Below are 19,898 nucleotides of genomic sequence, written 5' to 3' on the forward strand. Positions count from 1 at the left end.
AGCCGGCTCCGTGCGTCTGGGCGCGACCCAATCCGCCCAAATTCAGGGATTGCCCTGCTGCGGCAGCGCAGCGGCGGTGGGGCGGGCGCCACGCTCGGGCCAGGTCGCCAGCAGCACGCCGCTCAGTGCCAGGCCATAGGCCAGGGCCTGGGTGAGCTGCAGCCGCTCCTGCAGGAAAGCCCAGCCGACCAGGGCCGTCGCCACCGGCAGGAAGACCATGAAGACCCCGGCCTGCGAGGCCGGCACGGCACGTAGACCGCGCATCCACAGCACCACGGTGACCATGCTGGCCGCTGCTGCGTAGAAGACCAGCAGCGCCCAATGCGGCGGCGGGACCGTGCCGAAGTCGAAGGACAGGGCCTGCCACAGGCCCAGGGGCGTGACCAGCGCCAGCCCCCAGAGGTTGATCAGCGCACTGATGCGGCGTGGGGCCAGGTCTTGCGTCAGGCGCTTGCCGATGACCACATAGGTGCCCTCGCAGAGTACGGCTACCAGCACCAGGGCGATGCCCAGGGGCGTGGATTGCGCGGCGCCGCCCTGGCGCTCCAGGGCGACCAGGGCGATACCCGCGACCCCCAGCACCAGTCCTGCCAGCACCTGCGGCCGCAGCCGTTCCTTGAGGAAGAGGGCGCTGAGCAGAGCCACCGCGGCCGGGATCCCAGCCATGATCACCCCGGCCGCCATGGCCGAGCACTGCTGCAGGCCGAAGAGCAGGCAGATCGAGAACAGGAAGTTCCCGATGAAGCTCTCCAGGAACAGCAGGCCCCGGGTGCGCGGGCTCAAGGGCGCCGCACCGGCCGGCGCCTTCACCCAGCCCGCCATCATCAGCGCCGCGATGCCGAAGCGCAGCCAGGCCAGCAGGAAGACCGGAAAGCTCAGCAGCAGGATCTTGGACAGGCCCACATAGCTGCCGACCAGGCTGGTGCTGGCGGCGAGGCAGAGGTAGGCACCCAGTGGCGGGCGGACATGTGCGGGAGGGAGGCTCATGCCGGCATTGTGGGTTGCCAGGGGCCTGCAGGGGCTTCTCGGTGTGCGCAGGGCGGCTGGAGCCGTCGCGCCCGCTCAGCTGCCGTTGATGCGCAGCCAGGTCGTCTTCAGTTCCGTGTACTTGTCGAAGGCGTGCAGGCTCTTGTCGCGGCCATTGCCGGACTGCTTGTAGCCGCCGAAGGGCACGGTCATGTCGTCCTCGTCGTACTGGTTGACGTGGACGGTGCCGGCGCGCAGGGCACGGGCCACGCGGTGGGCGCGGTCGATATCCTGGCTCCAGACGCTGGCCTGGAGGCCGTAGCTGGAGTCATTGGCCATGCGGATGGCCTCGGCCTCGTCATGGAAGCGCAGCACGCTCATCACCGGGCCGAAGATCTCCTCGCGGGCGATCTTCATGCCGTTGCTGACGCCGCTGAAGATGGTGGGGGCGACGTAGAAGCCGCCCGTCTCGCTGCGGGCCTGCGTGGCGCCGCACAGGGCACGTGCGCCCTCGGCCAGGCCGGACTCGATATAGCCCATCACCGTGCGCAGTTGGCCGTCGTCGACGAGGGCACCCATCACGGTGGCGGGGTCCAGCGGGTCGCCGGGCAGGTAGCGCGGTGCCTGCTGGGCCAGCAGGGCCTCGAACTCGTCGGTGATGCTGGCATGGACCATCACCCGCGAGGGCGCGTTGCAGCTCTCGCCCTGATTGAAGAACATGCTGCCGGCCACGGTGCGTGCGGCGCGGGGCAGGTCCTTGAAGTCGGGGAAGACGAGGAAGGCGCTCTTGCCGCCCAATTCATTGAAGACGCGCTTGAGGTTGGACCGGCCGGCGTACTCCAACATCTTGCGGCCCACGCGCGTGGAGCCGGTGAAGCCGATGGCGTCGACGTCCATGTGCAGCGCCAGGGCCTCGCCCGCCTCGTGGCCATAGCCGGGCACCACGTTGAACACGCCCTCGGGCAAGCCGGCTTCCATTGCCAGCTCGGCCAGGCGCAGGGCCGTCAGAGGGGACTTCTCGCTGGGCTTGAGCACCACCGAGTTGCCCGCCGCCAGGGCCGGCCCCAGCTTCCAGGAGGCCATGATCATGGGGTAGTTCCAGGGCACGATGGCGCCGATCACGCCCATGGGCTCGCGCTGGATCAGGGCCAGGGCATTGGGGCCAGTGGGCGCGATCTCGTCGTAGATCTTGTCCACGGCCTCGGCGTACCACTGGATGCAGCGTGCTGCGGCGGGCACGTCCACGCCCAGGGCGTACTGGATGGGCTTGCCCATGTCCACGGTCTCGAGCAGGGCGAGTTCATCCTTGGCGGCGAGGATCCTGTCCGCGAACTTGAGCAGGATCTTCTTGCGCACCGCCGGCGGCTTGGCGGACCAGCGGCCGTCCTCGAAGGCCTGGCGCGCGGCCTGCACGGCGGCGTCGATGTCCTCGGCGCCGCAGCGGGCGACCTGGCCGATCAGCCGGCCGTCAATCGGCGAGATGCAGTCGAAGTGCTCGCCGCGCACGGGGTCGGCGCGCCGACCCTTGATGAAGGGGCGTCCGTCGATCTGCAGGGCCTGGGCGCGCTGGTGCCAGTCAGTGGTGCTCATGGGGTCATCCGTGGTCGTTGGGAGGCCCTGTCGGGAAGCGGACCCGGCAGGGCCCGGGGCTCAGAAGCTCAGCACCATGGAGGTGCCCAGCAGCTGGTTGGTCTTGGTGAAGCTGCCGTCCTTGGTGTTCAGGAACACGGGCAGGCTGGCGCCATCGTAGCGGTACTCGAATTTCCAGATCGTGTTCTGGTTGAGCAGGTAGCTGAGTCCCAGGCTGAGGGCGTAGCGGTTGGCACCCTTGCCGGCGGTCTCGGGGTCGGGGTTGGCGTCGTCCCAGAAGAAGCCATTGCCGCGGCCGATGCCGTTGTGGCTGTCGTCATAGCTGTAACCGAAGAGGCCGCCACCGTTCTTGCTGTTGCGCAGGTAGTCCAGGCGGCCGGTGACTTCCCAGCGCGGGATGAACTTGTAGGCCATGAGCGTGGACAGGCCGCTCCAGCTGGCGTCGCGCAGTTGGCCGTCCTCGTTGAAGATGGCGGACTGGCGCTGGCGGCCCCAGGACAGCTGGCCCTGCCAGGTGAAGTCGCCGCGGATGAAGTAGGCGTCGATCTCCAGCATGTCGACCCGCGTGTCCTTGCCGGCCTGGTCGGCGAAGCGCAGGGCGCCGCTGCCGTCGAGGGCGTCGGTAGCGTAGTTGTAGGCCTTGCCGTGCAGGCCGGTGAAACCAAAGCCCTGGAACTCGCCCTTGGCGTAGTCCACGCGGTAAACGAGGGCCGGGGTCTTGTTGCCGGCGCTCTTGCGCGAGTTGTTCACGTTCGCCAGGCCGGCCTTGATCATCCACTTGCCGCGGGTGATGTCGGCCACGGCGCCGGTGTAGGCGGTGGGGGCGGTGTAGTCGAACAGCAGGTTGTGGGTGATGAGCTTGTTCAGGGGCGGGGCGGTCATCTCGTAGCCCGTCCAGTCGGGGATCTGGCCGACCCACAGCCGGGTCTGCAGGTCGCCCAGAGGGATGTTGACGCTGGCCTCGTGCACGATGGAGCCGCCATTGAAGACCGAGCCCGTGCCGCGGTCCGGCGCCAGGGTCAGCTTGTAGCGGGTGCCGCCTTCCATTTCCTTCTGGAAGTCCAGCAGGGCCATGCCAAAGTAGCCGGCGTCGTAGGCGTAGGCGTCCTTGTTGAGGAGTTGGAAGCCCGCTGTGTTCTGGGCCTTGTTGGCGATGAAGGTGGGGTCGATGAAGCCCGAGATCTTCAGGTTCTTGAGGCCCAGCGCCTCCTGGGAATCCTCCAGGGCCTCCGTCTTGACGGCGATGCGGTTGAACTCCCGCACCTGCTCGGGCGTCATGCCCCACTGTGCCTCGGCGGGCTTGCTTGCCTTGGCCTCGGCGGCCTTGAGCTTGTCCTCCAGCTGGGTGACGCGATCCTTGAGCGCGCGCAGCTCCTTGATCAGCTCCTCGTTGCTTTGAGCCTGAACGGGCTCGCCATAGGCCAGGGCCAGGGCGGCGGCGAGGAGGGCCAGGGTGTGCTGCTTCATGGGGAGCTCCTGAGGGGTGAGGTGAGTCGTTGGATGGAATCGATGACAGGAAGGAAATCGACGAGGGTTTGTGCCAGGCTCAGCCGCTGTCGCGCTGCGCCGCCGCCAGCTCGCGGGCCAGGCGCCGCTCGCGCCGGGCGATGGCCAGGCTGGCCGCGACGATGCCCAGGGACACCACCACGATGACCACCGTGGCCACCGCGTTGATGCTGGGCGAGACCCCCAGCCGCGCCCGCGAGAAGATCACCAGCGGCAGCGTGGTCGAGCCCGGGCCGGACAGGAAGGCCGAGAGCACCACGTCGTCCAGCGACAGCGTGAAGGTCAGCAGCCAGGCCGACAGCAGGGACTGCGAGATCATGGGCAACGTGACCAGAAAGAAGACCTGCAACGGCCGCGCGCCCAGGTCCATGGCCGCTTCTTCCAGCGAGGGGGGCAGGTCTTGCAGCCGCGCCTGGATCACGACGGTGGCATAGGCCAGGCCCAGCAGCAGGTGGCCCATCCAGATGGTGAGGCTGCCCCGCTCCGGAAAGCCCAGTGCCCGCTGCACGGACACCAGCATCAGCAGCAGGGACAGGCCCACGATCACCTCGGGCATCACCAGCGGCGCATTGACCATGCCGGCGAAGAGCGTACGGCCCTTGAAGCGCCGGTACTTCACCAGCGCGAAGGCGGCGAAGCAGCCCAGCAGTACCGAGGCCGAAGCCGTGAAGAAGGCAATCTTGAGTGACAGCCACAAGCCGGCCAGCAGCTCGCGGTCCTCGCTCAGCTGGCGGTACCAGTCCAGCGTGAAGCCGCCCCACACAGAGGGCACGGGTGAGGCGTTGAAGCTGTAGACCACCAGGGCCAGCAGGGGCAGGTAGAGGAAGCCGAAGCCCAGCAGCAGCCAGGTCCGGGCCACGGCGCGGCTGCTGCGCGGGCCGAAGATGGCGCGGCGTCCGGGCCGGCCCTTTGCGCCCGGCGCCTCGGGCATGCGCCCTTGGGAGCGGCCCTGCGTGCTCATGGGCGGGCCTCCTGGCTCTCTGCCTGGTACTTGTTGAAGAGGGCCAGGGGCACGATGATCAGCAGGATCACCACTACCGCCACGGCCGAGGCCATGGGCCAGTCGTTGTTGCTGAAGAACTCGTCCCACAGCACCCGGCCGATCATCAGCGTCTGCGGCCCGCCCAGCAGCTCGGGGATGACGAACTCGCCCACGCAGGGAATGAAGACCAGCATGGAGCCCGCGATGATGCCGGCCTTGGACAGCGGCACCGTGATCTTCCAGAAGGCCGTCCAGGGCGTCGCGCCGAGGTCTGCCGCGGCCTCCAGCAGGCGCAGGTCCATCTTGGAAAGGTTGGCGTACAGCGGCAGCACCATGAAGGGCAGGTAGGTGTAGATCATGCCCAGCGCCAGCGAGAAAGGCGTGTTCAGCAGCATGCCTGGCGCGGGGATCCAGCCGGCCGCAGCCATGAGCTTGTCCAGCCCCACGGCCTCGATGGCCTGGGCCACCCAGCCCTTGTCGGCCAGCAGGCCCTTCCAGGCATAGACGCGCAGCAGGAAGCTGGTCCAGAAGGGCAGCATCACCAGCATCAGCAGGGCCGGCTGCAGCGTGGGCCGGGCGCGGGCCATGAAGTAGGCGAAGGGATAGCCGATGAACAGGCAGCCCACCGTGGTGATGCCGGCGTACTTGAGGCTGTTGAGGTAGGCCTTGAAGTAGAGCTCGTCCTCCGTGATGAAGAGGTAGTTGCTGAACTTGACAGTCAGCGTGGCAACACCATCGGCGTAGCGCAGCAGGTCCTTCACATGCACGGTCTCCATCTCGGAGACGCTGATCTTCAGAACGATCAGGAAGGGCAGGGCGAAGAAGGCCAGCAGCCAGGCATAGGGCAGGGCGATCACGGCGCTGCGGCCACGCCACCAGCGGGGGCGCCAGGCAAGGAGGGGGCGTGCGGTGCTCATCGCGGCCTCAATGCGTGAGCACGACCTGGGCGCTGTCGGTCCAGTGCGCCCAGGCCTCGTCGTCCCAGGACAGCACCTCGTCCGGATGCCGCGCCGTGTTGGCCTGCGAGACCTTGAGCACCGCCCCGCTGGCCAGTGCCAGGTGGTAGACGGTGTAGCTGCCGAAGTAGGCCATGTCCCGGATGCGGCCGCGCACGGCGTTCACCTCGGTGCGCGCGGGCGGCGTGCGGCTCAGCTGGATCTTCTCGGGCCGCAGGGCGACGGCCAAGTCCATGCCCTTGGTCCCGGTGATGCCGTGGCCCACGTAATGCCGGCAGTCGGCGCACTGGATCTCGACGTGGTCAGGCTCGTCGACGTCCAGCGTGCCTTCCATGAGGTTCACATTGCCGATGAAGTCGGCCACGAAGCGGGTGGCCGGGGTCTCATAAATCTCGCCCGGGGGGCCTACCTGCAGGATGCGGCCCTCGCTCATCACGCCGATGCGCGAGGCCATGGTCATGGCCTCCTCCTGGTCGTGGGTCACCATCACGCAGGTCACGCCGACCTCCTCGATGATGTTGACCAGCTCGATCTGAGTCTCCTCGCGCAGCTTCTTGTCCAGCGCGCCCAGGGGCTCGTCCAGCAGCAGCAACTGCGGCTTCTTGGCCAGGCTGCGGGCCAGGGCCACCCGCTGCTGCTGGCCGCCCGAGAGCTGATGCGGCTTGCGCTTGGCGTACTTGCCCAGCTGCACCAGCTTGAGCATGGCTTCCACACGGGCCTCGATCTCGGCCCTGGGACAGCCGTCGCGACGCAGGCCGAAGGCGATGTTGTCCCAGACACTGAGGTGCGGGAACAGCGCGTAGCTCTGGAACATCATGTTGATGGGCCGCTCGTAGGGAGCGAGTCCGGCGAGGTCCTGGCCATTGAGCACGATGCGCCCGCTGGTGGGCGTCTCGAAGCCGGCCAGCATGCGTAGCAGCGTGGTCTTGCCGCAGCCGGAGGAGCCGAGCAGGGCGAAGATCTCACCTTGCTCGATGTCCAGGGACACGCGGTTGACGGCGATGGCGCCGCCTCCGAAGTCCTTGAGTACCTGGTCGATCTGCAGGTAGGGCGTCGAGGCGGCGCTGGGGCTCATCATGATGCGGGCGTGCTCCGGGGCGGGGTCAGCGGTGCGGGGCTCAGGTGTGGCCTGGGCTGGGCCTCAGATTCCGGTCTTGAACGAGGTGTACATCCGGGTCATCTGCCGCCGCACATCGTTGTTGATGGCATCGGGCGCGGCCATGCGCTTCATGTCGGCGTCGCTCAGGAAGACCGTGGGGTTGCTGGCCACCTCGGGCTTCACATACTTGCGCGCCTCCTTGTTCGGATTGGCATAGAAGACCTTGTTGGTCAGGCCGGCATGGATCTCGGGGCGCAGGATGAAGTTGATGAACTTGTGCGCATTGCCCGGGTGCGGTGCGTCCATGGGGATCACCATGGTGTCCATGAAGATGATGCCGCCGGTCTTGGGAATCAGGGCCTCGATCTTCTGGCCGGTCTTGCCGTCGATGGCGCGCTGGCGGGCGATGTTGATGTCACCGGACCAGCCCAGGGCCAGGCAGATGGAGCCGTTGGCCATGTCGTTGATGTAGCCCGAGGAGCTGAACAGCGTCACGTAGGGCCGGATGGCCTTGAGCAAGGCGGGCACGCCGGCGTAGTCGGACACGCTCTTGCTGTAGGCCGGCTTGCCCAGGTAGTGCAGGGCGGCCGGCACGACCTCGGTGGCGGAGTCCAGGAAGCTGACGCCGCAGCTCTTGAGCTTGGCTATGTACTCGGGCTTGAAGATCAGGTCCCAGGTGTTCTCGGGCATGGGCGTGCTGCCCAGCGCTGCCTTGACTTTGTCCACATTGATGCCCACGGTGGTGAAGCCCCACAGCCAGTTCACCATGTACTCGTTGCCCGGGTCCAGCTTGGCCAGCTGGGTCTGCACCTCGGGGTCGAGGTGCTTGTAGTTGGGGATCTGGCTCTTGTCGATCTTGCGCAGCAGACCGCCATCCGCCTGCAGCTTGGCCCAGTAGGACGAGGGCACGACGATGTCATAGCCCGTCTTGCCCGCGACCAGCTTGGCGTGGACGATCTCGTTGTTGTCGAAGTTGTCGTAGCGGACCTTGATGCCGGTCTCCTTCTCGAAGAGCTTCAGCGTGTCCTCGGCGATGTAATCGGACCAGTTGTAGACATTCAGCACCTTTTCCTCCTCCTGCGCCTGGGCGGCAGGCGTGAAGAGCGCGCCACAGGCCGCCGCCAGGGGCAGCAGCAAACCGGGCAGGGCGCGGAGCAGGGACTGCGGGAGAGACAGGGACCGGATGAACTGCGACATGGAAGAACCTCCTGGAAAGCAATCAGAACCAGTGGACGCTGAAAGCGCGCGTGTCACGAAGCGGTGGGGGGGCAGGTCTGAACCCTGGGCCTCAAGATGTGCGGGCCAGTCTAGGCGGCGGCCCCGCGCCCAGGCATTCGCCAAAACCCGCGCTGTGGCGGCGCCCCGGCGTCACAGCCAGCCCTTTGACTGAAGTTCGGCCAAGGTCAGGTCCAGGCAACGGCGAATCAAGGCCATCATCTCTTCGACCTGGTCCCGGCTCATCACCAGGGGCGGGGCGACGATCATGCGGTCGCCCACGGCGCGCATGATCAGGCCATTGCCGAAGCAGTGTGCGCGGCAGAGCATGCCGACCTCCAAGGCGGGGTCAAAGGTCTTGCCGCCGGTCTTGTCCTTGACCAACTGCAGCGCGCCCATCATCCCGCAGGTCTGCGTCTCGCCCACCAGCGGGTGGTCCTCGAGGCTGGCAAAGCCGGCCGCCAGCTGCGGGCCGATGTTCTGGCGCACATGGTTGACCAGATTGAGCTGCTGGATGAGCCGGATATTGGCCACCGCCACCGCGCAGGCCGTAGGGTGGCCGGAGTAGGTGAAGCCGTGGTTGAACTCTCCACCCCGCTCGATCAGCACCTGGGCGACCTTGTCCGACACCATCACCCCGCCCAGCGGGATGTAGCCGGAGGTGACGCCCTTGGCGAAGGTCATCAGGTCCGGCTTGCTGCCCATGGTTTCGCAGCCGAACCACTGGCCCGTGCGGCCGAACCCGCAGATGACCTCGTCGCTCACGAGCAGGATGCCGTGGCGGTCGCAGATGCGCTGGATCTCCGGCCAGTAGGTGCTGGGTGGCACGATGACACCGCCCGCGCCCTGCACGGGCTCTGCGATGAAGGCTGCCACCATTTCGGGGCCTAGCTCCAAAATCTTGGCCTCCAGCCAGCGTGCCGCGCTCAGCCCGAAGTCCTCGCGAGATTGCTCACGCCCCAGCTCGAACCAGTGCGGCTGCTCGATATGCACGATGCCGGGAATGGGCAGGCCGCCCTGCGCGTGCATGCCGCCCATCCCGCCCAGCGAAGCGCCGGCCATGGTGGAGCCGTGGTAGCCGTTCTTGCGGCTGATGATGACCTGGCGCTCCGGCTGTCCGAGGCTGGCCCAGTAGTGCCGCACCATGCGCACCACCGTGTCATTGCCCTCGGACCCTGAGCTGGTGAAAAAGACCTTGTTGAACTGCGGCGGCGTGACCTCGGCCAGCAGCTCGGCCAGTTGGATGGCCGGCGGCGTGGAGGTCTGGAAGAAGGCGTTGTAGAAGGGCAGCTCCTTCATCTGTCGGGTGGCGGCATCGATCAGCGCCTGCTGGCCGTAGCCGACGTTGACGCACCACAGCCCGCTCATGGCATCCAGGATCTTGTGACCCTCGCTGTCCCAGAGGTAGATGTTCTCGGCACGGGTGATGATGCGGGCGCCCTTGCGTGCCAGACCGGCGTGGTCGGTGAAGGGGTGCATGAAATGGGCGCTGTCGGCCTCCTGCCATTGGCGGGTGCTGCGCGCGGTGGCGTTGACGGGGGCTTGCACGGTCGTCATGGGGTGTCCTTGCTCACGGCGTGGCGTGGAATGGGGTCACGTGGATCGGGGGGCAGGTCTTGCCTGCTCGGCCCTGGTGTGGCCGGGCCAGAAAGGCCTCAGACATGCAACAGCAGATGCTCGCGTTCCCAGGGGGAGATGACCTTCATGAACTCGGCGTACTCGATCTCCTTGATCTCCGAGTAGACCGTGACGAAGGACTCGCCCAGCACCGCCGCGAGGTCAGTTTCCGCACGCAGCAGGGCCAGAGCCTCGCCCAGGCTGCGGGGCAGCTGGTAGTCGCCCAGGTAGGCGTCCCCCTTGCATTCGGGCGTGGGCTCGATGCGGTTCTTGATGCCCAGGTAGCCGCAGGCCAGCGTGGCGGCCAGGGCGACGTAGGGGTTGGCATCGGCGCCGATGACGCGGTTCTCGACCCGCCGCGCGGTGGGTGGCGCCACCGGCGAGCGGATGCCCACCGTCCGGTTGTCGATGCCCCACTGGATGTTGATGGGGGCCGCCGTGAAGCGGGCCAGTCGCCGGTAGCTGTTCACATAAGGCGCGAACAGGGCCATGGCAGCAGGGATGTAGCGCTGCAGGCCGCCGATGTACCAGTAGAACTCCTGGCTCGGGCTGCCGTCCTCGTTGCTGAAGAGATTGCGACCCGTGGCCTTGTTGATCACGCTCTGGTGCACATGCATGGCGCTGCCGGGCTCGCCAGCGATGGGCTTGGCCATGAAGGTGGCGAACATGTCATGGCGCAGGGCAGCCTCGCGCACCGTGCGCTTGAAGAAGAAGACCTCGTCCGCCAGGCCCAGGGGGTGGGCGTGGAAGAAGTTGATCTCCATCTGGCCGGCACCGATCTCGTGGATCAGGGTGTCCACGTTGAGCTCCATCTTCTCGCAGTAGTCGTAGACGTCCTCGAAGAGCGGATCGAACTCGTTCACCGCGTCGATGGAGTAGGCCTGGCGCGAGGTCTCGGCCCGGCCGCTGCGGCCCACGGGTGGCTTCAGGGGCACGTCCGGGTCGGTGTTGCGGGCCACGAGGTAGAACTCCAGCTCCGGCGCCACTACCGGATCCCAGCCCTCGGCCGCGAAGAGATCACAGACCCGGCGCAGCACCGAGCGCGGGGCGAAGGGCACGAGTTTGCCGTCGCGGTCGAAGCAGTCGTGGATGATCTGCGCCGTCGGGTCCACGGCCCAGGGGACCAGGCGCACCGTGCTGGGATCGGCCCGCAGGTGCATGTCCATGTCATTGGGGCTGATGACGTCGTAGTAGGGCCCCTCTTCAGGGAACTCGCCAGTGACACCCATGGCTACTACCGCCTCGGGCAGGCGCATGCCGCGGTCCTCGGTGAACTTCTCGCGTGGGAGGATCTTGCCGCGTGCCACACCGGTGAGGTCGGGCACGAGGCATTCCACCTCGGTGACGCGATGCTCGCGGAACCATTGCTCGAGCTCGCTGAACGTGATTTCTTGTCTGACCACCATCGTTGCCTCATCTTCTGGTCTTGGCCCCGGGTCATACCCACCGGGGCTTCGGATTGCTAGAACTCGGTCGGGGGTCAGCGGCGCTAGGTCTCGGGGTCGCTCTTGAAATCGTGGCGGGGCTGCCGGATTTCATTGCGGTAGTCACGGAAGGCCGCGCAGGCCTCGCCGAAGGCCTTCAGCATCTTCATCGAGACGGGGTTGCTGGCCGCCTGCCATTCGGGATGCCATTGCAGGCACAGGGAGAAGCCGCGAGTGGCCTCGACGCTGAAGGCTTCGACCAGGCCGTCCGGTGCCACGGCTTCCACACGCAGGCCAGGTGCCAGCGTCTTCACGCCCTGGCCATGCAGGGAGTTCACCTGGAAGTGCTCATGGCCCAGCAGGGACTCCAGCACGCCGCCCGGCATCACCCGCACCTCGTGCTGCTCGGCATAGGCGATCTCGGGGGGCTGGCCCTCGGGCGCGCGATGATCATTCAGGCCCGGCTGCTCCTGCACGGCCTGGTGCAGCGAGCCGCCCAGCGCCACATTGGCCTCCTGGAATCCGCGGCAGATGGCGAACAGGGGCAGCCCCAAGCGCAGGGCCTTGGGGATCAGGGGCAGGGTCCAGGCGTCGCGGTCAGGATCGAGCGGCAGGGCGGGGTTGTGGACGTCCTCGTCGAAATGGCTGGGGTGCACGTTCGAGGGCGATCCGGTCAGCAGCACGCCGTGGGCCAGGGCCAGAAGCTCGTCGATCTCCTCGGGGCTGGCCGAGGGCACGACCAGGGGCAGGCAGCCGGCCAGACGCACGGCATCCACGTACTTCTTGCCGGCGATGTGGAAGGGATGCTCCCCCACCTGGCGGTTGCAGGCGGGGACCAGCACGATGGGCTTGCCGGCGTGGCCGGCGGCGGAAGGCGCGTCGCGGTGCATCACAGCAGGTCCCTCAGTCGGTAGTACGCCATGCCCAGCACCAGGGCGGGCGTACGCATCAGTGTGCCACCGGGAAAGGACCGGTGGCGCAACTTCCCAAAGCAGTCGAATCGGCTGGCGTCCCCATGCATGGCTTCGGCCACCACCTGGCCTGCCAGGCCGGTCAAGGCCAGGCCGTGGCCGGAGAAGCCCTGGAGGTAATAAACGTTGCGATGATCGCCCAGGCGGCCGAAGTCCGGCGCGCGGTTCATGCTGATATCCACGAAACCACCCCATGCATGGCTCATGCCAACATCGGCGAGCTGCGGGAAGGTGTACAGCAAGCGCTCGCGCATGCTTTGCATCAGGTCCCGCGGAGTCACCATGCTGTAGCTGACGCGGCCGCCGTAGAGCAGTCGGTGGTCGGCCGTGGGGCGGAAGTAGTCCAGCACGAAATTGGTGTCGCAGACGGCGCTGCGACTGGGGATCAGGGCCTGCAGGCGTGCCGGGTCCATGGGCTCGGTGCAGACGATGTAGGTACCGACCGGCATGATGCGGCCCGCGAGTGCAGGCGCCAGCGAGGGAGCCAGGGCCTGCAGGTAGACATTCCCCGCCAGCAGCACCTGCCTGGCGCGCACGCTGCCTGTGCTGGTGCGAAGCAGCTGGCTGCCATCGGCCTGTGCCTCCAAGCGGTGCACGGCGCTGTGCTCATGAAGGATCGCCCCGGCGGCCCGCGCGGCGCGGGCCAGGCCCAGGCAGTACTTCAGGGGATGGAGATGGCCGGAGCGCGGGTCGTGGATGCCGGCATGGAAGCGCGGGCTGGCGATCCAGTCCTGCATCTGCTCGGGCGGGATCCAGGTCAGCGGGTAGCCGTAGTCCCGCTCGATGCGATCGGTCCAGGCGCGCAGCTCCACGGTCTTGGAGGGTTTGGTGCTGAGCCCCAGAAAGCCCGGCTGCCACTCGGCTTCGATGCCATGGCGCTGGCAGCGCTGCTGGATCAGGTCCAGGGCCTCCAGGCTCATGTCCCAGAGGCGCCGCGCGTCGGCCAGGCCCAACTGGCCTTCTATTGTCGAGTTGTCGCAGGCCAGGCCATGGATGGCCTGCCCGCCGTTGCGGCCAGACGCACCGCCACCGACCAGCCCGGCTTCCAGCAAGCGTACTTCCATGCCGCGCTCTGCCAGCTCCAGCGCAGCAGACAGGCCGGCCAGGCCGCCGCCCACGATGGCGACGTCCGCCTCCACCTCCTCGTGCAGAGGCGAGTAGGCCTCCTGACGCGGCGCAGTGGCGGCGTAGTAGGAGTCGCGGGCGAGGTCCTGGTCGATCCGGAGCAGGCGCATGCAGCAGTGATCAGGCGAGGCTCAGGCCTCAGGCCACCCGACGCAGGGCGGTGCGGATGGTGTCGATCAGGCGATCGATTTGCGCGGAGTCGATGATCAAGGGCGGTGACAAGGCGATGGTGTCACCCGTTGTGCGGATCAGCGCGCCTTGTTCCCAGCAGTCGAGGAAGACGTTGAAGGCCCGCTTGGCTGGTTCGCCGGGCAGGGATGCGAGTTCGATGCCGCCGACCAGGCCCATATTGCGGATGTCGATCACATGCGGCTCGCCCTTCAGCGAGTGCAGCGCCTCGGCGAACTGCGCCTGCATCGTGCTGGCGCGGGTCAGCAAGCCTTCTTCGGCATAGGTCTTGAGCGTGCCCAGGGCCGCGGCGCAGGCCAGCGGGTGGGCCGAGTAGGTGTAGCCATGGAAGAACTCGATCAGGTGCTCGGGCCCGTTCATGAAGGTGTCATGGATCTTCTGGTGGGCGAAGACGGCACCCATGGGCACGCAGCCGTTGGTCAGGCCCTTGGCGGCGGTCATGATGTCGGGCGTCACGCCGAAGGTCTGGGCGGCAAAGGGATTGCCGGTGCGACCGAAGCCGGTGATGACCTCGTCGAAGATCAGCAGGATGCCGTGCTTGTCGCAGATCTCGCGCAAGCGCTGCAGATAGCCCTGGGGGGGGATCAGCACACCGGTGGATCCCGCGATGGGCTCGACGATCAGCGCGGCGATGGTGGAGGCGTCATGCAGGGCCACAAGGCGCTCGAGGTCTTCCGCCAGTTCTGCGCCATGGGCGGGCTGGCCCACCGAGTAGGCATTGCGCGCGGGATCATGCGTGTGGCGGATGTGGTCCACGCCGCCCAGCATGGTGCCGAACATCTTGCGGTTGGCCACCATGCCGCCCACGGAGATGCCGCCGAAGTTGACGCCGTGGTAGCCGCGCTCGCGGCCGATCAGCCGGGTGCGCGCGCCTTCGCCGCGCACGCGGTGGTAGGCAATGGCCATCTTCAGCGCCGTGTCCACAGACTCCGAGCCGGAGTTGGTGAAGAAGACCTTGTTGAGGCCGGCAGGCGTCAGTTCCACCAACTGCTCGGCCAGCTCGAAGGCCTTGGGATGGGCCATCTGGAAGGGCGGGGCGAAGTCCAGCTCGGCGGCCTGCGCCTGGATGGCCTGGACGATGTGCGGGCGGTTGTGGCCGGCGTTGACACACCAGAGGCCGGCGATGCCATCCAGCACCTGGCGGCCGCGGTCGTCACGGAAATACATACCGTCGGCCTGGGTCAGCAGGCGGGGCGCCTTCTTGAACTGCCGGTTGGCGGTGAAGGGCATCCAGTAGGCATCCAGCGCGGCGGGATTGAGGGTCATGAAAGGGCTCCGGGTGATCGAATCCGCTGCGCCTCAGGGGCATGTACGTGCAGCAGGCAATTCGCTCAGTCTAGGCATTCCCTCACGCAATAGGCTTGCGGATGAGCGCAGGGCAAACCCTTGGATTTGCAATTTACTGCGATAGGATTGCGCTCAATTCGCATTGGATTCGAATGATGAGCTCAGTAGTGCAATTGGATTCGATTGATCGCGCCATCCTGAACGAATTGCAGCAGGACGGCCGCCTCTCCAATCAGGACCTCGCCCAGCGCGTGCATCTCTCGCCCTCGGCCTGCCTGCGGCGTGTCAAACGGCTGGAAGAAACCGGTGTCATTGCCCAATACGTGGCCCTGGTGAATCCCAAGGCCGTGGGCAAGCAGGGCACCAGCTACACCATCATCAATCTGGAGCGCATGACCTCCGCTGCCCTGGCTGCCTTCGAGCAGGCGGTACTGGACAGCCCGGACATCCTGGACTGCTTCTATGTGGCGGGTACCAACGACTATGTCATCCGCTTTGCGTACAAGGACGCCGAGGATCTGGAGCGCTTCCACACCCATGTGCTGATGCAGTTGCCCGAAGTGGCGCGCTCCAACAGCATGCTGGTGCTGCGGACCATCAAGAAGACCACTGCATTTGGGCTGTGAACCACCCCCTACGGCCCCATCAAGGGGGCATGCTTGGTGGCCCGGCGCAGCCGGATCCTCAGGCGTTGCGCGGGGCGAGTTCGATGGGCGGGGCGTCTGAAAAAGCAAAACGGACCTCGAAGGTCCGTTCAGGCTGGCATGGTGCCCATGCCGGGCGTTGAGCTGCACCGTGCGGAGCACCCGCAGCCCCGCCTGGCAACCGGGCATCCGGCATTGCCGGGCCTACGGTTTCACCCCCTTGAGGGGCCAGAGGCCCAGTGCGGTCGGCAAGGCCGGCGAAGCCGGTCGTGTGATCAAGCGGCCATCAGGGCGATGAGCGAGCTGAGGCCGAAGAAGGCCAGCATCGCGACGATCATCACTTCCTCAACCTGGCCGGCCGAGACGGGTTCGAAAGACTGGGTGCCGCTGGCGTCCAGGGCAGCCGGGCCGGCCACGAAAGACGTGGTCACCGGGGGAAGGAACTTCTTGAATGCAAACATGGAGCTTCTCATCGTGTCTGTTGGACGGTGGGGTGAGAAGACCTCGTGAGTAGCCCTACAGCTGCCACTCTCACCAGCCGGATGGGCACGTCCACATGCGACATCCGCCTAGCGTGTCGGCGTCGGGATCTGTCCGCCGCCTTAGGCCTTGTGATGCCCTCCAGGGCGTCACAGGAAGGAGTATCGCAGAGGTCCGTGAAAACCCTATGACAATGTTTCGGGTTAACCCGTACTTTTCTGCATAGATTGATGTCCTGTTGCTCGATGCGTGACTATTTGAAACAAAAATGTACGCGAATTGAACAGTCGCCTCAGCTGCGATCGCGTCGCAAGGACGCCAGCATGGGCAGCATTTGCACACCCAGCATGCTCACCAGAATGAGAGCACAGCCGGCCAGGCCTGCTGCGCTGAGGCGGTCGCCCATGAGCAGGTAGCCGAAGGCTGCCGAGAACACGGTCTCGGAGGACAGGATGATGGCAGCGTCTGCCGCATGCGAATAGCGCTGCGCCACCACCTGCGCTGTGAAGGCCACACCCACCGACATCACACCTGTGTAGAGGATGGCGTTGGTGGCTTCGCGCAGGCCGGTCCAGCTCCAGGGCTCGAAGGCCAGGGCATAGGCCAGGGCCGCCAGGCCCACGAAGAAGAACTGGCCGCTGGCCACCGAGAAGGGCGCGTTCATGCGGTCGGCCACTCGGCCCACCATCAGCACGTGCACGGCCCAGGGCAGGGAGGAGGCGATCACCCAGGCGTCGCCCAGGCCAATCTTCAGCTCATGGGCGCCCGACAGCAGGAAGGCTCCCACCAGGCAGGCCAGGCCGCCCGGCCAGACCGACCAGTGAGGCACCTGGCGCAGCAGCAGCCAGCCCAGCACCGGCACCAGGGGCACGTACAGCGCGGTCAGGAAACCGGCATTGGTGACCGTGGTGCTGACGATGCCGATCTGCTGCATGGCCGCGCCCATCAGGAGCAGGGCGGCCAGGGCGGCGATCTTGTGCCAGTCCCGGCGCTGCAGGGCGGCTCCCTGGGTGCTCAGTTGGCGCTGTTCCCGCCAGGCCAGTGGCAGCACCACCAGCGAGCCCAGCAGGAAGCGCACCCCGGTGAACATCATGGGCCCGATATGGGCCATGCCCTGGCTCTGGGCCACGAAGGCCGAACCCCAGATCAAGGCGATGACGGTCAGCAGCAGATTGGCTTGGATGCGGGTCACGGAGGCGGCACTTCAGGAGCGGTCAGGGGAGCCGCGCATCATAGCGAGGCGCCTGGGCTGCCGCCGTGGCTCAGCTTCGCAGATAGTCCAGTTCGGCTTCGCTGAAGCCTGCGGCGCTGCGGGCTTCGAAGTTGAAGGGCGGGCGCAGCCGGGGCGCCTGGTAGCGCTCGACCAGGGCCGGGTAGCTGGCGATCGGGTCCATGCCCCGTTCCACGCACAGGTGGCGATACCAGCGGTTGCCGATCTCCACATGGCCGATCTCGTCACGCAGGATGATGTCCAGGATGGCCACGGCGCGCTCGTCCCCGGCCTTGCGGAACTTGGCCTGCAGGGGCGGGGTGGCATCCAGGCCGCGGGCCTCCAGGGTGCGTGGCACCAGGGCCATGCGGGCGAGCACGTCGTCCCGGGTGCGCTCGGCCATGGTCCAGAGGCCGTCGTGGGCGTCGAAATCGCCGTAGTGGTGGCCCAGGGTCTGCAGGTGCTTGTGCAGCAGCGTGAAGTGCAGGGCCTCTTCCGCGGCCACCTGCAGCCAGTCGGCGTAGAAGTCGCGCGGCATGCCGGGGAAGCGCCAAACGGCGTCCAGCCCCAGGTTGATGGCATTGAACTCGATGTGGCAGAGGGCGTGGATCAGCGCCGCACGGCCCTCGACGGTGAAGGGCGAGCGGCTGGGCACCTGCAGCGCCTCCTTCAGCAGGGGCCGTGCCGGCCGGCCGGGGAGGAGCAGGGCGGGGGACAGGCGGGCTTCGGTGTCCAGCGCGGCGCCGGCCAGAAAATCAGCGCGCAGTTGCGTGGCGGCGCTCGCCTTGCGGGCTGGATCGGGCTCGGCCAGCACGTCGAGTGCCCTCATGCGTGTTTCCATCCTTAAAATTATCGCTTTGCCGTCAGGCCCCGGTCTGACGGCCCACAAGACAAGGCCGGACAAGGAGTGCCTCGATGGCGATCTATCAGCTGGGCGAACATGTGCCCGAGGTGGCCGATTCGGCCTGGGTGGCCGACAGCGCCGAAGTCATCGGGCGCGTGAGCCTGGGCGATGACGTGAGCATCTGGTTCCAGGCCGTGCTGCGCGGTGACAGCGACACCCTCACCATCGGCCGCGGCAGCAATATCCAGGACGGCTCCGTGCTTCACGCCGACACCGGTTTTCCCCTGGTGCTGGGCGAGAACGTGACCGTGGGCCATCAGGTGATGCTGCATGGCTGCACGGTGGGCGACAACTCCCTCATCGGCATCGGCGCCGTGGTGCTCAACGGCGCGCGCATTGGCAAGAACTGTCTGGTGGGGGCGGGGTCTCTGGTGACCGAGGGCAAGGAGTTCCCGGACGGCAGCCTGATCATGGGCAGGCCGGCCACGGTGGTGAAGGAGTTGCGACCGGAGCAGATCGCCGGGCTGGCGGCCAGCGCAAGGCATTACGTGGGCAACGGGCAGCGCTATGGCAAGGAGCTCAAGCGCCTGCGCTGAATGCCCGCCTTCAGCGCTTGCATTGATCGCGATCGGCCCCATATCGAGCGTTGCCACGGCATGAAGTGCCGCGGCCATCCCGTCGCTGCGGCGTCGGGATTTTTGTTTTTCTGAAACCTGCAAGGACGTCCCCGGCCCTTCATCATGGGGCTGGCCGGACCAAGACCATGAGTGAACTGCACAAATTCCTGTTCGAAGGCCTGCCTGTGCGTGGCATGCTGGTGCGACTGACCCACAGCTGGAAGGACCTGCTGGCGCGCCGTCCCGGCGACAAGGCCTTCCCGTCGGCGGTGCGCAGCCTGCTGGGGCAGATGTCGGCCGCAGGCGTGCTGATGCAGTCCAATATCAAGTTCAACGGCGCCCTGGTGCTGCAGGTGATGGGCGACGGCCCCGTCAAGCTGGCCGTGGTGGAGGTGCAGCCCGACCTCAGCTACCGGGCCACGGCCAAGGTGATCGGCGAGGTGGCGGACGACGCGCCGCTGGAGATGATGGTCAACGTGCTGGGCCAGGGCCGCTGCGCCATCACGCTGGACCCCAAGGACAAGATGCCCGGCATGCAGCCCTACCAGGGCGTCGTGCCCCTGCATGGCGACCAGCGCGAGCCCCTGCACAAGATCTCCGAGGCCCTGGAGCACTACATGCTGCAGTCCGAACAGCTGGATACCCGCCTCATCCTGGCCGCCAATGACGAGATGGCGGCCGGCCTGCTGATCCAGCGCATGCCTGTGGAGGGCGAGGCCAATCTGGAAGGCCAGCCGGGTCGGGGCGAGATGATCGGTGACCACGAGGACTTCAACCGCATCGCCATGCTGGCCTCCACCCTGACCAGCGAGGAGCTGCTGAGCCTGGACGCCGAGACCATCCTGCGCCGCCTGTTCTGGGAAGAGGACATGCGCCGCTTCGAGCCCCTGCGCCCGCGTTTCGCCTGCACCTGCTCTCGCGAGCGCGTGGGCCAGATGCTGGCCGGCCTGGGCCGTGAGGAGGTCGAAGGCGTGATCGAGGAACGGGGCGAAGTCGAGGTCGACTGCGAGTTCTGCGGCGCCCAGTACCGCTTCGATGCGGTGGATGTGGGTGGGCTTTTCGCGGCGCCCAGCGCTGGTGGGAGCCAGACGCTGCAGTAGCAGCCGCAGAAGGGCGGGCGTTACGGGCCGAGCGCCGGGCCGCGCCAAGCCGGCCCAAGCCGACCTATCTGCAATG

General features: G+C 66.9%; 18 protein-coding genes. 3 read left to right on the plus strand and 15 right to left on the minus strand.

Annotated elements, in window-relative coordinates; all coding sequences use genetic code 11:
- Positions 1 to 42: 42 nt before the first annotated feature.
- The 12 genes from ACS5PK_RS08815 to ACS5PK_RS08870 all read right to left on the minus strand — a co-directional run bounded on the left by ACS5PK_RS08815 (position 43) and on the right by ACS5PK_RS08870 (position 14,906).
- A complete protein-coding gene (locus ACS5PK_RS08815; protein WP_439439863.1) occupies positions 43 to 987 on the minus strand; it encodes a DMT family transporter in 945 nt (314 codons plus the stop codon).
- Between the two features lie 75 nt (positions 988 to 1,062).
- A complete protein-coding gene (locus ACS5PK_RS08820; RefSeq protein WP_439439864.1) occupies positions 1,063 to 2,556 on the minus strand; it encodes an aldehyde dehydrogenase in 1,494 nt (497 codons plus the stop codon).
- A 60-nt stretch (positions 2,557 to 2,616) separates the two neighbouring features.
- Positions 2,617 to 4,023, minus strand: a complete 1,407-nt coding sequence (locus ACS5PK_RS08825) for a DUF3138 family protein (RefSeq protein ID WP_439439865.1) — start codon at positions 4,021 to 4,023, stop codon at positions 2,617 to 2,619.
- A 79-nt stretch (positions 4,024 to 4,102) separates the two neighbouring features.
- Positions 4,103 to 4,993, minus strand: coding sequence for an ABC transporter permease subunit (locus ACS5PK_RS08830; protein WP_439439998.1), 891 nt, complete (start codon positions 4,991 to 4,993; stop codon positions 4,103 to 4,105).
- Between the two features lie 26 nt (positions 4,994 to 5,019).
- On the minus strand, positions 5,020 to 5,961 hold the full coding sequence (locus ACS5PK_RS08835; RefSeq protein ID WP_439439866.1) for an ABC transporter permease subunit: 942 nt from the start codon (positions 5,959 to 5,961) through the stop codon (positions 5,020 to 5,022).
- Between the two features lie 7 nt (positions 5,962 to 5,968).
- Positions 5,969 to 7,078 carry an ABC transporter ATP-binding protein gene (locus tag ACS5PK_RS08840; RefSeq protein ID WP_439439867.1) on the minus strand — a complete coding sequence of 370 codons (1,110 nt, stop codon included), beginning with the start codon at positions 7,076 to 7,078 and terminating at the stop codon, positions 5,969 to 5,971.
- A 63-nt stretch (positions 7,079 to 7,141) separates the two neighbouring features.
- On the minus strand, positions 7,142 to 8,296 hold the full coding sequence (locus tag ACS5PK_RS08845) for a polyamine ABC transporter substrate-binding protein (protein ID WP_439439868.1): 1,155 nt from the start codon (positions 8,294 to 8,296) through the stop codon (positions 7,142 to 7,144).
- 171 nt (positions 8,297 to 8,467) lie between these two features.
- Complete coding sequence (locus tag ACS5PK_RS08850) at positions 8,468 to 9,871, minus strand: aspartate aminotransferase family protein (protein WP_439439869.1); 1,404 nt, start codon at positions 9,869 to 9,871, stop codon at positions 8,468 to 8,470.
- Positions 9,872 to 9,969: 98 nt separating this feature from the next.
- Positions 9,970 to 11,337 (minus strand): glutamine synthetase family protein, encoded by a 1,368-nt coding sequence (locus ACS5PK_RS08855; RefSeq protein WP_439439870.1) that lies wholly within the window; start codon positions 11,335 to 11,337, stop codon positions 9,970 to 9,972.
- An 83-nt stretch (positions 11,338 to 11,420) separates the two neighbouring features.
- Positions 11,421 to 12,245 (minus strand): gamma-glutamyl-gamma-aminobutyrate hydrolase family protein, encoded by an 825-nt coding sequence (locus ACS5PK_RS08860; RefSeq protein WP_439439871.1) that lies wholly within the window; start codon positions 12,243 to 12,245, stop codon positions 11,421 to 11,423.
- Positions 12,245 to 13,561, minus strand: a complete 1,317-nt coding sequence (locus ACS5PK_RS08865) for an NAD(P)/FAD-dependent oxidoreductase (protein WP_439439872.1) — start codon at positions 13,559 to 13,561, stop codon at positions 12,245 to 12,247. The genes ACS5PK_RS08860 and ACS5PK_RS08865 overlap by 1 nt, the downstream gene beginning before the upstream one ends.
- A gap of 28 nt (positions 13,562 to 13,589) precedes the next feature.
- Complete coding sequence (locus ACS5PK_RS08870; RefSeq protein WP_439439873.1) at positions 13,590 to 14,906, minus strand: aspartate aminotransferase family protein; 1,317 nt, start codon at positions 14,904 to 14,906, stop codon at positions 13,590 to 13,592.
- 188 nt (positions 14,907 to 15,094) lie between these two features.
- Between ACS5PK_RS08870 and ACS5PK_RS08875 the strand changes: the two genes are divergently transcribed.
- Complete coding sequence (locus ACS5PK_RS08875) at positions 15,095 to 15,553, plus strand: Lrp/AsnC family transcriptional regulator (RefSeq protein ID WP_439439874.1); 459 nt, start codon at positions 15,095 to 15,097, stop codon at positions 15,551 to 15,553.
- A 293-nt stretch (positions 15,554 to 15,846) separates the two neighbouring features.
- Here the strand turns inward: ACS5PK_RS08875 and ACS5PK_RS08880 are convergent, their stop codons facing one another.
- From ACS5PK_RS08880 to ACS5PK_RS08890, 3 genes are all read right to left on the minus strand, one after another.
- Positions 15,847 to 16,032, minus strand: a complete 186-nt coding sequence (locus ACS5PK_RS08880) for a hypothetical protein (RefSeq protein ID WP_439439875.1) — start codon at positions 16,030 to 16,032, stop codon at positions 15,847 to 15,849.
- Between the two features lie 311 nt (positions 16,033 to 16,343).
- A complete protein-coding gene (locus ACS5PK_RS08885; protein ID WP_439439876.1) occupies positions 16,344 to 17,243 on the minus strand; it encodes a DMT family transporter in 900 nt (299 codons plus the stop codon).
- A gap of 70 nt (positions 17,244 to 17,313) precedes the next feature.
- A complete protein-coding gene (locus tag ACS5PK_RS08890) occupies positions 17,314 to 18,102 on the minus strand; it encodes a ferritin-like domain-containing protein (protein ID WP_439439877.1) in 789 nt (262 codons plus the stop codon).
- A 74-nt stretch (positions 18,103 to 18,176) separates the two neighbouring features.
- On the opposite strand from ACS5PK_RS08890, the gene ACS5PK_RS08895 reads away from it, so the two are divergent.
- Both ACS5PK_RS08895 and ACS5PK_RS08900 read left to right on the plus strand, forming a co-directional pair.
- Positions 18,177 to 18,701, plus strand: coding sequence for a gamma carbonic anhydrase family protein (locus tag ACS5PK_RS08895; protein WP_439439878.1), 525 nt, complete (start codon positions 18,177 to 18,179; stop codon positions 18,699 to 18,701).
- A 167-nt stretch (positions 18,702 to 18,868) separates the two neighbouring features.
- On the plus strand, positions 18,869 to 19,822 hold the full coding sequence (locus ACS5PK_RS08900) for an Hsp33 family molecular chaperone HslO (protein WP_439439879.1): 954 nt from the start codon (positions 18,869 to 18,871) through the stop codon (positions 19,820 to 19,822).
- Positions 19,823 to 19,898 lie beyond the last annotated feature (76 nt).

The organism is Roseateles sp. DB2, from assembly GCF_051857535.1.
In the GTDB taxonomy this organism is placed as follows: Bacteria; Pseudomonadota; Gammaproteobacteria; order Burkholderiales; family Burkholderiaceae_C; genus Roseateles_B.

Excerpts from the sequence above, each read along its gene's own strand:
- ACS5PK_RS08845 (WP_439439868.1), bottom strand. The coding sequence starts at position 8,296 with ATGTCGCAGTTCATCCGGTCCCTGTCTCTCCCGCAGTCCCTGCTCCGC.
- ACS5PK_RS08895 (WP_439439878.1), top strand. The coding sequence starts at position 18,177 with ATGGCGATCTATCAGCTGGGCGAACATGTGCCCGAGGTGGCCGATTCG.
- ACS5PK_RS08835 (WP_439439866.1), bottom strand. The coding sequence starts at position 5,961 with ATGAGCACCGCACGCCCCCTCCTTGCCTGGCGCCCCCGCTGGTGGCGT.
- ACS5PK_RS08870 (WP_439439873.1), bottom strand. The coding sequence starts at position 14,906 with ATGACCCTCAATCCCGCCGCGCTGGATGCCTACTGGATGCCCTTCACC.
- ACS5PK_RS08825 (WP_439439865.1), bottom strand. The coding sequence starts at position 4,023 with ATGAAGCAGCACACCCTGGCCCTCCTCGCCGCCGCCCTGGCCCTGGCC.
- ACS5PK_RS08815 (WP_439439863.1), bottom strand. The coding sequence starts at position 987 with ATGAGCCTCCCTCCCGCACATGTCCGCCCGCCACTGGGTGCCTACCTC.
- ACS5PK_RS08860 (WP_439439871.1), bottom strand. The coding sequence starts at position 12,245 with ATGCACCGCGACGCGCCTTCCGCCGCCGGCCACGCCGGCAAGCCCATC.
- ACS5PK_RS08850 (WP_439439869.1), bottom strand. The coding sequence starts at position 9,871 with ATGACGACCGTGCAAGCCCCCGTCAACGCCACCGCGCGCAGCACCCGC.
- ACS5PK_RS08855 (WP_439439870.1), bottom strand. The coding sequence starts at position 11,337 with ATGGTGGTCAGACAAGAAATCACGTTCAGCGAGCTCGAGCAATGGTTC.
- ACS5PK_RS08830 (WP_439439998.1), bottom strand. The coding sequence starts at position 4,993 with ATGCCCGAGGCGCCGGGCGCAAAGGGCCGGCCCGGACGCCGCGCCATC.
- ACS5PK_RS08880 (WP_439439875.1), bottom strand. The coding sequence starts at position 16,032 with ATGTTTGCATTCAAGAAGTTCCTTCCCCCGGTGACCACGTCTTTCGTG.
- ACS5PK_RS08865 (WP_439439872.1), bottom strand. The coding sequence starts at position 13,561 with ATGCGCCTGCTCCGGATCGACCAGGACCTCGCCCGCGACTCCTACTAC.
- ACS5PK_RS08900 (WP_439439879.1), top strand. The coding sequence starts at position 18,869 with ATGAGTGAACTGCACAAATTCCTGTTCGAAGGCCTGCCTGTGCGTGGC.
- ACS5PK_RS08840 (WP_439439867.1), bottom strand. The coding sequence starts at position 7,078 with ATGATGAGCCCCAGCGCCGCCTCGACGCCCTACCTGCAGATCGACCAG.
- ACS5PK_RS08890 (WP_439439877.1), bottom strand. The coding sequence starts at position 18,102 with ATGGAAACACGCATGAGGGCACTCGACGTGCTGGCCGAGCCCGATCCA.
- ACS5PK_RS08820 (WP_439439864.1), bottom strand. The coding sequence starts at position 2,556 with ATGAGCACCACTGACTGGCACCAGCGCGCCCAGGCCCTGCAGATCGAC.